Below are 14,066 nucleotides of genomic sequence, written 5' to 3' on the forward strand. Positions count from 1 at the left end.
GGGGTGGGCGACGGGCTGGGCGACGGGGACCGGCTGGGCGTCGGCGACACGCTCGGGGACGGCGACGGGCTGGAGGGCCGCTCGGACTGCTGCTCGACCGGCCGCCGGGTCGACGGCCCCGTGCTCGGGACGGTCTCGCTCGACGCGGGCGGCTCGCTGGGGTCGCTGACCTTCTGCCCGGCCTTGCCCTTGTCGCCCGAGCCGAACACGAGCGCCGCGGAGACCGCCACGATCGCGACGATCAGCGCGGCGGCGCCGGCCAGTACGGCCGAGCGGCCCGGGCCGGTGACGACTTTCCGCAGGCCGTGCCCGCCCCGCGCCGCAGGGAGGTCGCGCGGAAGGGTGTTGCCCGCAGCCCACTCGGCGGGCGTCGGCAGCCGCTCGGGCGCGCCGCCCACCTGAGTCTGGTCCGGGCCGGCCTGACCGGCTTCCCGTCCCAGGCCCAGGTCGCTGAGGTCGTCGCGGCCGTCCCGCCCGGCCGCTGCGGCACCGGCGGCACCGGCGGCACCGGCCGCGGCGAGCGGCCCGTCCGCGGCGTCGTCGCCTGTCTCGGCGGCCAGGACACTGCCGACGGCGAGCATCGCCGTCTCGTCGGCGTCGCCCGCCGGTCGGGCGCTCTCGGCGACCGGGGCGGCGGCCTCCTCGTGCCCGAGCAGGCGCATCAGCACCAGCCGCGCGGGCGGGCGCCGCTCGGCGTCCTTGTCCAGGCAGTCGGTGACGAGGTCGCGCAGCGGGCCGTCGAGGTCGCCGAGGTCGGGCTCCTCGTGCAGGATCCGGTTGATGACGGCGGGGATGGTGTCCTGGCCGAACGGCGGCTCGCCGGTGGCCGCGAACGCGAGCGTGACCGCCCAGCAGAACACGTCGGCGGCGGTGCCGACCTCGTCGCCGCGGATCTGCTCGGGCGCCATGTAGGACGGGGTGCCGATCACCCGGCTGGTGAGCGTGGTGGAGCCGCTGATGGCGCGGGCCACGCCGAAGTCGATGACGCGCGGGCCGTCCGGGCCGATCAGCACGTTGTGGGGCTTGAAGTCCCGGTGGATGATCTCGGCCTGGTGGATCGCGGCGAGGGCGGTCGCGGTGCCCACGGCGAGCCGGTCGAGGGCGGCGCCGCGGAGCGGGCCGTCCTGGGTGACGTGCTGGTTGAGCGAGGGCCCCCGGACGTACTCGCTGACGATGTAGGGCCGATCTCCGTCCACGTCGGCGTCGATCACCTGGGCGGTGCAGAACGGCGCGACGCGCTTGGCGACCTCCAGCTCCCGCAGGAACCGGGCGCGCGCCTTGTCGTCGGAGGTCAGCTCGGAGTGCAGCAGCTTGATCGCGACCTGGCGGCCGTCGTCGTCCGTGCCGAGGAAGACGGTGCCCTGGCCGCCCTCCCCCACCCGTCCGATCAAGGCGTACGGACCCAGCCGTTCCGGATCACCGGACCGCAGCGCCCCAACCTCCATGCGTGGAACCGTCCCTCTCCCAAATCGACGGACCGAACGGGTCACGGGCCGTTCGTCGCAGGCCGGCGCTCCCCTTATGTGACGCCCCAAACCACGGGGAAGTTCACCCGGCCCTGCGACCATACGGCGCGATCTGACCCACCGCTTCCGTTCGGACACATTTGGGCCGCAGCACCACCCTAGTGCCGCGACCTCCGCCCTGACGCCGTGCGAACACCGCTTCCGCTCCGCAAGACTGTGCCGGTGACCACACTGGGCGGACGCCGCGCCTATACCCGCGCCGAACTGATGGATGCATACGGGCTCGGACGAAGCACGCTGGAGAAGTGGTACCGCGAGCGCGAGCGCACCGGCCACCCCGAACCGGCCGGGACGATCGGCTCCCAGCTCGTCTGGGACGCGGCCGCCTGGGACGACTGGTACGCCGCGCGGGGGCCCGCCGTCCCGTCCGGCGCCGTCTCCCGGGACGAGCTGGCCGCGCGCCACGGCCTCAGCCGTCACCGCCTCAAGCAGCTCTGGGCCGACCGCGCCTCCAACGGCCACCCGGAGCCGGCGCACCGCGCGGGCAAGGCCCTGTACTGGGACGAGGCCGAGTGGACCGCCTGGTACGAGGCCCACCGGGACCGTCCGCCGCAGGCCGCGTCCGGGAGCGGGACGGGGGTCGACGACCTGGTCACGCTCGCCGAGGCCGCGCGGATCCTCGGCCTCGCGCAGACGAGCGTCACCGTCTACCCCAAGCGCCCGCCTGCGGGCTGGCCGGAGCCGGCGCGCGTCGAGCGGCTCGGCGGCGGCCGGGTCCGGCGCCTGTACCGCCGCGCTGATATCGCGGCCTACGGCGAACGCAGGCTTAGGGCGTGAAGTGCACCAGCACCTCGGGGTTGGCCAGGGAGTCGCGGTTGGCGGCCCGGTCGACCGGGGTGCCCTGGAGGATCTTGCGGACGGGGACCTCCAGCTTCTTGCCCGACAGGGTGCGGGGGATGCCGGGGACCGCGTTGATCTCGTCCGGGACGTGGCGGGGCGACAATGCGGAGCGGATCTCGCGCTTGAGCCGCGCCACCAGGTCGTCGGCGAGGGACACGCCCGGCGCGAGCTGGACGTACAGGAGCAGGCGGCCCTCCTGGCCGAGGCGGCCGGTGTCGATGACGAGGCTGTCGGCGATCTCCTCGAACGCCTCGACGACCCGGTAGAAGTCGGCGGTGCCCATGCGGACGCCGCCGCGGTTCAGGGTGGAGTCGGAACGGCCGTAGATGACGCAGCCGCCGTCCGGCAGGATCTTGATCCAGTCGCCGTGCCGCCACACGCCCGGATACATGCCGAAGTAGGAGTCGCGGTACCGCTCGCCGCCCTCGTCCTTCCAGAAGGAGACCGGCATGGACGGCATCGGCTCGGTGATGACCAGCTCGCCGACCTCGCCGACGACGGGCTCGCCATCGTCGCCGAACGCCTCGACCTTCGCGCCCAGCCCGCGGCACTGGATGACGCCCGCGCGGAGCGGCAGCAGCGGGGACGGGCCGACGAAGCCGGTGCACAGGTCGGTGCCACCGGAGAACGAGCCGAGGAGCAGGTCGGAGCCGACCGCGTCGTACACCCAGGCGAAGCCCTCGGGCGGCAGCGGCGAGCCGGTGGAGCCGATGCCGCGCAGGCCGGACAGGTCGAGGTCGCGTCCGGGGGTGCGGCCCTCCTTGGCGGACGCCATGATGTACGGCGCGCCGACTCCCATGTAGGTGACGCCGGTCTCGGCGGCGAGCGTCCACAGGTCGAGGGGGGCACCGTCGTACATGACGACGGTGGAGCCCACCAGCAGGCCGCCGATGAGGTAGTTCCACATCATCCAGCCGGTGGTGGTGTACCAGAAGAACACGTCCCCGGGGCCGAGGTCCTGGTGGAACGACAGGGCCTTGAGGTGTTCCAGGACGACGCCGCCGTGCCCGTGGACGATCGGCTTGGGCAGCCCGGTCGTCCCGGACGAGTAGACGACCCACAGCGGGTGGTCGAACGGGACGTCCTCGAACTCCAGGGTGTCGTGGCCGCGGCGGGGCAGGTCGCGGTAGGGCACGCCCAGCCGCAGCCCGTCCGGGGAGGCGGCCGGGTCCAGGTAGGGGATCAGGACGGTGGCGGCGAGGGTGGGCAGCGCGGCCTCGATCTCGGCGACGACGTCGCGGCGGTCGAACCGCTTGCCGTTGTAGGCGTAGCCGTCCACGGCGATGAGGACCTTCGGCTCGATCTGCGCGAACCGGTCGATCACCGAGGACGATCCGAAGTCCGGGGAGCAGGACGACCAGATCGCGCCGAGCGAGGCCGTCGCCAGGAAGCAGATCAGCGCCTCGGGGATGTTGGGCAGGTAGGCCGCCACCCGGTCGCCCTTGCCGACGCCCAGGTCGGCCAGGCCCGCGCGGACCTCGGCCACGTGCAGGGCCAGCTCGCGGTAGGGCAGGACGCGGTGCCCGCCGGCCTCGGACCGGAAGACCACGGCGGTCTCGTCTGGGGCCTCGGAGGCCCTCCGCAGCGCGTTGGCGGCGTAGTTGAGCGTCGCGCCGGGGAACCAGCGCAGCCCGTCCACCGGCATGGGGCCGCCCGCGCGGACCGGGCCGTCGCCGCGCGTGCCGACGACCTCGAAGTGGCTCCAGACCGCGTCCCAGAACGCGTCGACCTCCGTGACCGACCAGCGCCACAGGTCGTCGTAGGACTCGGCGCGCACGCCCCGGTCCCAGAGCCAGTGGACGAAGCGGGTCACCCGCGCGTTCGCGACGACCTGCTCCGACGGCTCCCACAGGGCCGAGCCCTCGGAGACCTCATGGTCACGGGACATCTCTCTCCCCTTCCGCCGCGCCGCACTACGCGGACCATCCCCAATATCGGTCCCGCCGCACGGCCCGCGCAACTTCCCCGATCTTGCGCGGTCAGAGACGGGTGAGCTCGGCGACCGCGCTCACCACCGCGTGGGTGTCGGCGAGCGTCGCCAGGACCCGCCCGGCGCCGGCCGATCGCAGCTCGGCCTCGGTGGCACTGCCGGTGGCGACCGCGATCATCGGGGAGCCGGCGATGCGCGCGGCCTGGACGTCGCGGGGCGAGTCGGCGATGTAGACGGTCGCGGACTCGGGGTAGCCGGTGCCGTGCCGCTCCCCGGCGCGCGTGCGGGCCAGCTCCAGCAGCGCGGCCTTGCTGTAGACGCCGTTCTCGTAGCCGCCGGAGTCCAGATCGAGGTGCGGGGCAAGGCCCAGCTCGGTCACCTTGAGCACCGCGTTGGGCCGCACCGACCCGGTCAGGACGGACTGGACGACGCCGGGAACGTGCGAGAGGGCCTCGACGGCCTCGCGGGCCCCGGCCAGCACCCGGCCGTGGGCGCGCAGGTCGGCGCGGCGGGTCGCGAACGCCTCGGCGAGCGCGGCCATGAACGCGTGCAGGTGGTCGTCGGTCGTGACGACGTCGTTGAACGCCAGCGTCTCGAAGATGATCTCCGACTCGGTGCGGCCGGGGGTGGGCGCGAGCCGCAGGAGGGGGCGCCCGACCGTCCGCTGGAACGCCTCGGCGTAGGCGTCCCGGGTGATCCGCCCGACGTCGACCAGGGTGTGGTCGATGTTCCACAGCACCAGACGGTTGAGCGTCGACATCCCGTTCCCATGCGCGTCGGCGGGCGCCGGGACCGGCGCCCGCGGCGTGGAGCGAGCTTATCGGGCGCTCACCGCAACCGGGCGCCGTCAGGGGCCCATATGCGGGTAGCGGTAGTCGGTCGCCGGCACGAACGTCTCCTTGATCGACCGGACGTTCACCCACCGGAGCAGGTTGAACACCGACCCGGCCTTGTCGTTGGTGCCGCTGGCGCGCGCGCCGCCGAACGGCTGCTGGCCGACGACCGCGCCGGTCGGCTTGTCGTTGATGTAGAAGTTGCCCGCGGCGAAGCGGAGGGAGTCGGTGGCGGCCGCGATCGCCGCCCGGTCCCGCGCCACGATCGCGCCGGTCAGCCCGTACTCCGCGATGCCCTCCATCTGGTGCAGGACGGAGTCGTAGTCGCGGTCGTCGTAGACGTGGACGCCGAGGATCGGGCCGAAGTACTCGGTGGTGAAGATCTCGTCGGTGGGATCGGAGGACTCCAGGACCGTCGGCCGGACGAACCAGCCCTCGGAGTCGTCGAGCCCGCCGCCGGCCAGGACCCGCATCGAGGAGATCCCCCGGGCCCGCTCGATCGCCGCGCGGTGCTTGGCGAAGGCCCGCTCGTCGATCACCGCGCCCATGAACGCCGACAGGTCCGCGGCGACGTTGCCCATGGTCAGCCCGTCGACCTCGGCGCAGAACTCGTCGCGCATCCCGTCCCAGACCGAGCGGGGGATGTACGCGCGGGACGCGGCGGAGCACTTCTGCCCCTGGTACTCGAAGGCGCCGCGGATCAGCGCGGTCTTCAGCACGGCCGGATCGGCGGACGGGTGCGCGACGACGAAGTCCTTGCCGCCGGTCTCGCCGACCATGCGCGGATAGCCCTTGTAGCCGCCGATGTTCTCGCCGACCGTCCGCCACAGATGCTGGAAGGTGCGGGTCGAACCGGTGAAGTGGATGCCGGCCAGCTCAGGATGGCGCAGCGCGACGTTCGAGACGGCCTCCCCGTCCCCGGTCACCAGGTTGATCACGCCGGGCGGCAGCCCGGCGGCCTCCAGCAGCCGCATCGTGTGGTGCGCGGCGAGCTGCTGCGTCGGGGACGGCTTCCAGACCACCACGTTGCCCATCAGCGCCGGGGCCGTGGGCAGGTTCCCGGCGATCGCACTGAAGTTGAACGGGGTGATGGCGAGGACGAACCCCTCCAGCGGCCGGTACTCCATCCGGTTCCACACGCCCGGCGAGGAGTTCGGCTGCTGCTCGCGGATCTGCCGCGCGTAGCCGACGTTGAACCGCCAGAAGTCGATCAGCTCGCAGGCCGCGTCGATCTCGGCCTGCTGCACCGACTTGGACTGGCCGAGGATCGTGGCGGCGTTCAGCGTGGCCCGCCACGGCCCTGCCAGCAGCTCGGCGGCCCGCAGGAAGATCGCGGCACGGTCGTCCGCCGCCATGGCCCGCCAGGCGGGCGCCGCCTCACGCGCGGCGGCGACGGCCTCGGCCACATCGGCGTCAACGGCATTGCCCAGCCGGCCGAGGACATGACCGCGGTTGTGAGGCTCCACGACGTCGATCGGCGCCCCCGCGCCCATACGCCGCTCGCCCCCGATCGTCATCGTCAGCTCGGTCTCCGCGCCGCCAAACTCCTTGATCTTGGCTTCAAGCGCAGCCCGCTCGGCGCTCCCCGGCGCATACCCCTTGACCGGCTCATTCACCGGTACCGGAACAACAGTGACGGCGTCCATTCGTGTCTCCTTGCATTGCCCTCGGCGTCAGGCGTTGCACGCCTTCCTTCAACGGACAATGCGGCGATCGCTGCATCGCTCCGTCTCGCCTAGCGGCTCGCTTCGCGATCAGGTTCTCGCTTCGCTCGAACCTGGCTTCGCACGCGATCGCAACGCCGAGGCCGTCGACGCCGGGGCTTAATGCGTTGTTGCGTGCTTATTGCAGTGCCCTTGGTGTCCCTACCCGTCCGCGCGGCCCCGATGCGTGCAGAGCTGGGAAGGTTACGGGAGGTGGGCGAGTTCCTGGGTGGCGTACCAGAGGAGCTCGTGGCCGTCGGCGCCGTCCACGGCGAACCGGGCGTCGTCGTCGCCCGCGTCGGCGGCGGCCAGGGCGGCCGCGGCGGCGCCGATGTCGGCGGACGCGTCCGCGTCGTCCACATGGCCGGACGCGATCTTCGTCCAGGGGACGGCGTCCGACACCTCGACCCTGGCGCGGTCGCCGCGGCCCCACGCGACCGCCTGGTCGGGCACCTCGGCGGCCAGGACGACCCGGCGGCGCGGGGCGGCGGGGTCGGCGGCCAGCAGGCGCAGCGACGCGCGGGCCGCCGCGGTCAGCGCCGCGTACTCCAGCTCCTCCAGGTCACCGTCCGCGTACCACTCGCGCAGCGCGGGCGTCACCGCGAACGCGACGAGCGGAGCAGGACCGACCTCGCGCGCGGCGCGGGCGGCGGCGAGGAGCGTCAGTGTGGACGGCAGGTAGACGCGCATGAGGTCAGACAGTCTGCCAGACCGTCACGGCAGGACCCCCAACCCGCGCAACTCGGCGATGGTGGTGTCGGCGCCGGTGTGCAGGATGCCCCGGATGCCCAGGGCCTCGGCGGCGGTGACGTTGTGCTCGATGTCGTCGATGAACACGCACTCGCCGGGGGCCAGCCCGAGCCGCTCGACGGCGTGCCGGAAGATCCCCTCGTCGGGCTTGCGCATCCCGACCTCGCACGAGATGACCACGGCGTCGAACAGGTCGGCGAACAGCTCGCGCGGGTAGTGGTTGCCCCACGAGTTGGACAGCAGCGCCGTGCGGATCCCGGCGGCACGGGCCACGCGCAGCGCCTCGTACATGGGCTCAACCGGAGCGAACGCGCCGAACATACGGGCGATCAGGCCGGCGGCGGCGACCGGACCGCCGTCCACGGTCAGCAACTCGGCCGCCAGGAGCCGCTCGAACTCCTCGGGGGCAAGCGAGCCGTCCTCCAGCCCATGGATGGGGTTGATCCCGTCCCCGTCGTAAGCCTGCTTCACCCAGGCACGCATCACCACGCGATAACGCTCCGCGTCGATGCGGTCGGCGGCCAACCAGGCGCCGACCGCATCGCTCAGCGGGGACGTGAGGACACCGCCCCAGTCAGTGATCACACCTTTGACGCTCACGGCCCGATGGTAAGTGATCCCCACCCCAATACCGAACCCCGTTCTGCCAGCCTGGCCGCACACCTCCCCCACCATCACCTCTCCCACAGCCCGCTGCGCTCACTGCACCGATCGCGCGCAGTACCCGTTGGACGAGGGGCGTGTTGGCGCCTGCCGCTGGGCGCACTGCAGTAGGTAGGTGGTAGTTGCCTGAGGGCGCGACAACCCCAAACGTTGCGATCGCGTGCGAAGCCAGTTGCGAGCTTGCGAGCAACTGATCGCGCAGCGAGCCGCCAGGCGAGACGAAGCGATGCAGCGATCGCCGCATTGCCCGCCGAAGGAGGGCCGCCAAGGCCCGACGCCAAGGGCAATGCAATAAACTACGCCGATCTCAGGCGTTGCAGCGCCTCCCTGACGCCGCCGTCGGTCTCTTGTAGGACCAGGGTCGCGCGCGCGGCGGGGACCTCGCCGAGCAGTGACACGAGCGCGACGCGGGTGTTGCCTCCCGCTTCGGACAGCGCGTTCTCGCAGGTGCGGGCGTCCATGCCCGTCGCCTCGGTGAGGATCCGCACCAAGCGGGCGCGCAGCTTGGAGTTCAGCGCGTTCACGCTGACCATCAGGTTGGAGTAGGTGCGCCCGAGGCGCACCATCAGCGTGGTGGAGAAGGAGTTGAGCACCAGCTTGGTCGCGGTGCCGGCCTTCATGCGGGTCGAGCCGCTGATCACCTCGGGGCCGGTGGCGAGGCCGATGTGCACCTCAACTTCGTCGCCGTAGGGCGTGTGCGGGTTGCAGCTGATCAGGGCGGTGCGCGCCCCGGCGCCGGCCGCCGCGCGCAGCGCGCCCACCACGTAGGGTGTGCGGCCGCTCGCGGCGATGCCGATGGCGATGTCGCCGTCCTGGACCTCCTGCGCGTCCCGGATGCCGAGTTCGACGTCGTCCTCGACGTCGGAGACCGCCTGGGAGAGCGCGCCGGGGCCGCCGGCCTGGTGGGCGACGACGCGTCCCCAGATGCCGAACGTCGGGGGCAGCTCGGCGGCGTCGATCACCGCGAGCCGTCCGGACGTGCCGGCGCCGAAGTAGTGGACGCGCCCGCCCGCGCGCAGTGACTCGACGGCGAGGTCGACCAGCCGGGCGACCTCGGGCAGGACGGACGCGACGACCATCGGCACGGTCGCGTCCTCTGTGTTGATCAGTCGCAGCACCTCCAGGGTCGGCAGCGTGTCGACGTCGAGGGTCCGGGGGTTCCGGCCCTCGGTGGGGAGCTCGCAGTCGATCACCGACGCCTCCGGTCGGGTCGCACGGTCCGGCCGCGGACCGCCTCGAATGTGGCTTCCAGGGCCTTGCGGGTCGGCCCGTAGGTGCGCTGCGCCACACCGACGAAGACGCAGTCGACAACGGTGAGCTGCGCAAGCCTGCTGGCGGTGGCGCCGGAGCGGAAGGTCGTCTCCCGCGCCGCGGTCGTCAGGATCAGGTCGGCCACCTCCGCGATCGGGGACTTCGGGAAATTGGTCAGCGCCACGGTCTTCACTCCGTTGCTCTTGGCGACCTCCAGCGCGTCGATGGTCTCCACCGTCGCGCCCGTGTGCGAGATCCCGATCGCCACGTCCCCGCTGCCCAGCACCGCGGCGCTGGTGAGCATGATGTGGGCGTCCGACCACGCCGAGCAGACCCTTCCGATACGGTGGAGCTTCTGCTGGAAGTCGGCCGCGACGAAGGCGCTCGCTCCCACGCCGTAGACGTCCACGCGGTCGGCGGCGACGACCGCGTCCACGACCTGCTCGAGCATCTTGATGTCGAGCTGGGCGGCGGTCTCCTCCACGGCACGCGCGTCGGCGAAGGTCACCTTCTCCACGATCTGTTCGAGGGAGTCGTCGGGACTGATGTCGCTGCCGATGACCCGGCCGCCGGAGGCGCTCTGGGCCCGTCCCGCCTCGGTGGCGAGGGTCAGTCGGAGCTCTGGATAACCATGAAACCCGATCGCCCGGCAGAACCTGATGACCGTGGTCTCAGAGGTGCCACAGGTCTGGGCGAGTTCGGTGATGGTGGAGTTGGCGACCCCCTCGGGGTCGTCGATGACGCGTTGAGCGACTCTTCGCTCGGCGGGGGGCAGCGAGGGCAGGAGTGAGCGCACCCGCACCACGGTGCTCAGCGGCGTCTGATCCTTGGACGCCGCCTCGTCCCTGGGCACTCCGGGCTCCCCCGCGCTTCCCGGCTCGGGGCCGATCGGTTTCCTCATGTAAGGAATTTTCTTACTTGCAGGATGTCACGTCAACGGTAGAAAAGGCTACGGTCGCCATGTGTTGACCCATTTGGCCGGTCCGTACGTGGTCGGTATAGACGCGGGTGGCACGAAGACCCGCTGTGTCGTACTGACGCTCGGGGGAGCTCTGGCCGGTTCCGGCACCGGCCCCGGGGCCAACCCCAACTCCGGAGGCGACACCGCGGGGGCGCTGACCACCGCCCTGCGGGAGGCGCTCGGGGACCTGGACCGCACCCACATCCTCACCGGCGTCTTCGGGATCGCCGGTGCCGGCTCCGCCGGCCGGCCCGCCGCCGTCGCGGCGGCGCGGCAGGCATGGCAGTCCTTCGGCCTGCGCGGCGCGCCCGCCGTGGTGACCGATATCGCGGTGGCGTTCGCCGCCGGCACCAACGAGCCCAAGGGCATCGTGGTGTTCTCCGGCACCGGTGCCGGGGCGGCGGTCATCAGCGACGGCACGATCGTGCAGCGCGCCGACGGCTACGGCTGGCTGGTCGGGGACGAGGGTTCCGCGGTCTGGCTCGGGAAGGAGGCGGTCAGGGCGGCCCTCGCCGCCTACGACGGCCGGGGCTCCCCGACGCTGCTCACCGATTCGGTCCCCCGGGCGCTGCTCGGCGCCACCGTGGTCGCGGAGATCGACTCGGCACGGCGGCGGGTCCGGCAGCACCGGGCGCTGGCCTTGGCCGGCGCCCCGGCGCAGGCCGCCCCGCCGCCGGGCGCCCCCGCCCTGTCCCACGCCACCTCCCTGTCCTCCGGGGGCGGCACGGGAACCGCCGTGCTGATCTCCGATTCCCCGTATCCGCAGCCCGGTGACGGGACGCCCGACGCGCGGGGGCAACCGGACGGGCCCGGGCACCCCGAGATGGCCGGGACGCCGCCGAACCCGCAGCTCGCCCAGGCCATCATCAAGGAGGTGTACGGCCGCCCGCCCGCCGCCCTGGGCCGCCTCGGCCCCGTGGTCGCCGCCGCCGCGGCCGCCGGTGATCCGGTGGCGAGGCGCATCACGCAGGAGGCCGCCGAGTGGCTGCTCCGCGACGTCGACGCGGTGCGCCCGGCCCTCTCCGACCCCTGCGCGCCGGTCGTCATGCACGGCTCGGTGCTGCGCTCGGGCCCGGTCGCCGAGGCGGTCCGCACCGGGCTGCGCGACCGGTTCGCCGAGGCGCCCCGGAGCGCGGGCGACGGGGCGGTCGGCGCGGCCGGGCTGGCACTGCGCCGCCTCGGCCACCCCCTTCCCGGCTGAGCCGCACCCGCCGGGCCGGCTCCCGGTGCGAGGACGAGGACGGCGCCCCGGCCGTCCGCCTCATCGCGATGGACCCCACAAGATCCGCAATCGCCTGCGGGCGCGGGGTCCATCGTGATTGAGTTGTGACCACGGTGGACACAGATCCGCCGGAGCGGTCGCGTTGAGTCCGCTACCGGTGGGACCACCGGCCACAGACGTGGCTCGTACCGATTTGGCTGCGTTCTTTCGCAGCGTCGTCCGTGTGCGCCCGGCCCTGCCCTCGCCTGGGCAGGCCCGCTGAGGGCGCCGTTCGAGCGGCCTCCCGTCCCGTCGGGCGGCACCGCCCGCTCGGTGCGCTCTCGCGACCCCGGACGACGGCCAACTCCGTCACCACGTCGAACGAGGTCGCATGCACTCCCTCCCCAGGTCGGGGCGTCTTCGCCCTGCCCTCGCCCGCCTCGCACGCGCCGTCCGCCCCCCGCTTTCCCGGCCTCACCGCAGGCGCCGAGCGGGCCGGACCCGCAGACGCCGTCTCTATGTGAGCATTGTCACGGTGCTGAGCGTGATCGTCAGCGCCGTCATGGTCGCCTACCTCCGCACGCCGCTGCCGACCGAGCCGCAGCCGGGGGTCACCGACGAGGGCTCCACCGTCTACTACGCCGACGGCCGGACGCCGCTGTTCCGGCTCGGCGCCAACCGGGACATCGTCCGGCACGACCAGATCCCCGACCGGCTGCGCTGGGCGGTGCTGGCCGCCGAGGACCGCGGCTTCTACGGCGACCACGGCGTCTCCCCCGCCGGGACGGTCCGCGCCCTGTGGAACAACGCGTCCGGCGGTGCCACGCAGGGCGGCTCCACCATCACCCAGCAGCTCGCCCGCAACTACTTCAAGGGGCTCAGCCGGGACCGGACCGCCGGGCGCAAGTTCAAGGAGATCTTCGTCGCGGTCAAGCTCGCCCGGCACCGGGACAAGGACGAGATCCTCGACCTCTACCTCAACACGATCTTCTTCGGCCGCCAGACCTCGGGCGCGCAGGCCGCGGCCCGCGCCTACTTCGACAAGGACGTCTGGCAGCTGAACGTCGCCGAGTGCGCGCTGCTCGCCGCGATGATCCAGCGTCCGGCGTACTTCCGGACGCGGGGTGACGACGGGCCCGCCCGCGCCCTGCGGGCCCGCTGGAGGTACGTGCTGGACGGCATGGTCGCGATGGGCAGGCTCAGCCGGGCCGACGCCGACCGGCAGCGCTTCCCCGCCACGCGGGACGAGTGGCGCGGGGTGGAGCTGTCGGGCCAGAGCCTGCTGGTCAGGCAGCGGGTCCTGGACGAGCTGCGCGCCCTGCGCATCCCCGTCGAGAGCGTCATGAACGGCCGGCTGAGGATCTACACCGGGCTCGACCCGCGCTGGATGGGGTACGCGGAGCAGGCCATGAAGCGGGCTCAAGAGCCGCGCTGGCCGGGGCACGTGCGCGGCGGCCTCATCGCCGTGGACCCGGCGGACGGCGCCGTCAAAGCGTTCTACGGCGGCGACCCGAAGCGCAGCCAGTTCGACTCGGTCTTCAACCCGGTGGCGCAGGCCGGGTCCACGTTCAAGCCCTACGTGCTGGCCGCCGCCCTGCGCCGCGGGTTCAGCGTCCGGTCGCGGGTGAGCGGCAAGTCGCCGCGCAAGTTCGCGCCGGACGGCAGCGAGACGCCGATGACCGCGCCCGGCTACCGGGTCGACAACGACGGGAAGATCGGCTCGCTCGGCGCGATGGACCTGGTCAAGGCGACCGCCCTGTCGGTGAACACCGGCTATGTGAAGCTGGCCTTCGAGGCCGGGGTGGCGAACGTGCTGAGGACCGCGCTGGACTTCGGGGTCCCGGCGTCCGCGCTCAAGCCGTTCAAGGGGCAGGCCGGGATCGCGCTCGGGACCGCCGACGTCGCGGCGGTCCACCAGGCGGCCGGGTACGCGGCGCTCGCCAACGGCGGCACCGCGGTCACGCCGCACCTGATCACCAGGATCGTGGACGCGCGCGGCAAGGACGTCCCGCTCCCGTGGCACCGGCCGGGCCGCCGCGTTATCAACGGCGAGCGGGCGGCGCAGGTGACGTACGCCCTGCGCGCGACCGTCACCGAGGGGACGGGTCGGCGCGCGGCCCTGCCCGACCGCGATGTGGCCGGCAAGACGGGGACGACCGACAACAACCGCGCGGCCTGGTTCGTCGGATACGTGCCGCGGCTGTCGGCGGCCGTGGTGATGGCCAACACCCGGCCCGCGCCGCTCAAGGACCTGCCCGGCTTCCCCGGACGCGTCGCCGGGGAGAACCTCCCGTCCTCGGTATGGCGGTGGTTCATGGAGAAGGTCACCCGCGACCTGCCCGCGGAAGCGTTCCCCGAACCCGTCTTCTCCGGCATCAAGGCCGATTGGGACGACACGCCCCCTCCCC

At 72.8% G+C, this 14,066-nt stretch carries 11 protein-coding genes; 3 read left to right on the plus strand and 8 right to left on the minus strand.

Annotated features, from left to right (window positions below; genetic code table 11):
* Positions 1 to 1,445 (minus strand): serine/threonine-protein kinase (locus E1298_RS33315; RefSeq protein WP_131900401.1); only part of this gene is annotated, 1,445 nt, incomplete at its 3' end.
* Positions 1,446 to 1,688: 243 nt separating this feature from the next.
* Here E1298_RS33315 and E1298_RS33320 point away from each other — a divergent pair.
* Positions 1,689 to 2,303 (plus strand): hypothetical protein, encoded by a 615-nt coding sequence (locus E1298_RS33320; RefSeq protein ID WP_131900403.1) that lies wholly within the window; start codon positions 1,689 to 1,691, stop codon positions 2,301 to 2,303.
* Here E1298_RS33320 and E1298_RS33325 read toward each other — a convergent pair.
* From E1298_RS33325 to E1298_RS33355, 7 genes are all read right to left on the minus strand, one after another.
* Positions 2,293 to 4,254 carry an acetoacetate--CoA ligase gene (locus tag E1298_RS33325; protein WP_131900405.1) on the minus strand — a complete coding sequence of 654 codons (1,962 nt, stop codon included), beginning with the start codon at positions 4,252 to 4,254 and terminating at the stop codon, positions 2,293 to 2,295. The two genes, E1298_RS33320 and E1298_RS33325, sit on opposite strands and share 11 nt — an antisense overlap.
* A 91-nt stretch (positions 4,255 to 4,345) precedes the next feature.
* Entirely contained in the window at positions 4,346 to 5,056 is a 711-nt protein-coding gene (locus E1298_RS33330) for an HAD family hydrolase (RefSeq protein WP_131900407.1), read from the minus strand.
* 87 nt (positions 5,057 to 5,143) lie between these two features.
* On the minus strand, positions 5,144 to 6,775 hold the full coding sequence (pruA, locus tag E1298_RS33335; RefSeq protein WP_131900409.1) for an L-glutamate gamma-semialdehyde dehydrogenase: 1,632 nt from the start codon (positions 6,773 to 6,775) through the stop codon (positions 5,144 to 5,146).
* 261 nt (positions 6,776 to 7,036) lie between these two features.
* Positions 7,037 to 7,522 carry a DUF6912 family protein gene (locus tag E1298_RS33340; RefSeq protein WP_131900411.1) on the minus strand — a complete coding sequence of 162 codons (486 nt, stop codon included), beginning with the start codon at positions 7,520 to 7,522 and terminating at the stop codon, positions 7,037 to 7,039.
* A gap of 24 nt (positions 7,523 to 7,546) precedes the next feature.
* Complete coding sequence (locus E1298_RS33345) at positions 7,547 to 8,182, minus strand: HAD family hydrolase (protein WP_243725962.1); 636 nt, start codon at positions 8,180 to 8,182, stop codon at positions 7,547 to 7,549.
* Positions 8,183 to 8,541: 359 nt separating this feature from the next.
* On the minus strand, positions 8,542 to 9,438 hold the full coding sequence (locus E1298_RS33350; RefSeq protein WP_131900415.1) for an N-acetylmuramic acid 6-phosphate etherase: 897 nt from the start codon (positions 9,436 to 9,438) through the stop codon (positions 8,542 to 8,544).
* Positions 9,435 to 10,397, minus strand: coding sequence for a MurR/RpiR family transcriptional regulator (locus E1298_RS33355; protein WP_243725963.1), 963 nt, complete (start codon positions 10,395 to 10,397; stop codon positions 9,435 to 9,437). Before E1298_RS33355 ends, E1298_RS33350 begins: the two co-directional genes overlap by 4 nt.
* Positions 10,398 to 10,458: 61 nt before the next feature.
* On the opposite strand from E1298_RS33355, the gene E1298_RS33360 reads away from it, so the two are divergent.
* Positions 10,459 to 11,658: an N-acetylglucosamine kinase gene (locus E1298_RS33360; RefSeq protein WP_243725964.1), complete on the plus strand. Its 1,200-nt coding sequence runs from the start codon at positions 10,459 to 10,461 to the stop codon at positions 11,656 to 11,658.
* Between the two features lie 535 nt (positions 11,659 to 12,193).
* A partial coding sequence (locus E1298_RS33365; protein ID WP_165975804.1) for a transglycosylase domain-containing protein occupies positions 12,194 to 14,066 on the plus strand: 1,873 nt, incomplete at its 3' end.

Source organism: Actinomadura rubrisoli (assembly GCF_004349215.1).
Lineage (GTDB): Bacteria > Actinomycetota > Actinomycetes > Streptosporangiales > Streptosporangiaceae > Spirillospora > Spirillospora rubrisoli.

What these genes read in the sequence shown, in the direction of transcription:
- E1298_RS33340 (WP_131900411.1), bottom strand. Translation starts at nt 7,522, where the DNA reads ATGCGCGTCTACCTGCCGTCCACACTGACGCTCCTCGCCGCCGCCCGC.
- E1298_RS33330 (WP_131900407.1), bottom strand. Translation starts at nt 5,056, where the DNA reads ATGTCGACGCTCAACCGTCTGGTGCTGTGGAACATCGACCACACCCTG.
- pruA (WP_131900409.1), bottom strand. Translation starts at nt 6,775, where the DNA reads ATGGACGCCGTCACTGTTGTTCCGGTACCGGTGAATGAGCCGGTCAAG.
- E1298_RS33325 (WP_131900405.1), bottom strand. Translation starts at nt 4,254, where the DNA reads ATGTCCCGTGACCATGAGGTCTCCGAGGGCTCGGCCCTGTGGGAGCCG.
- E1298_RS33355 (WP_243725963.1), bottom strand. Translation starts at nt 10,397, where the DNA reads ATGAGGAAACCGATCGGCCCCGAGCCGGGAAGCGCGGGGGAGCCCGGA.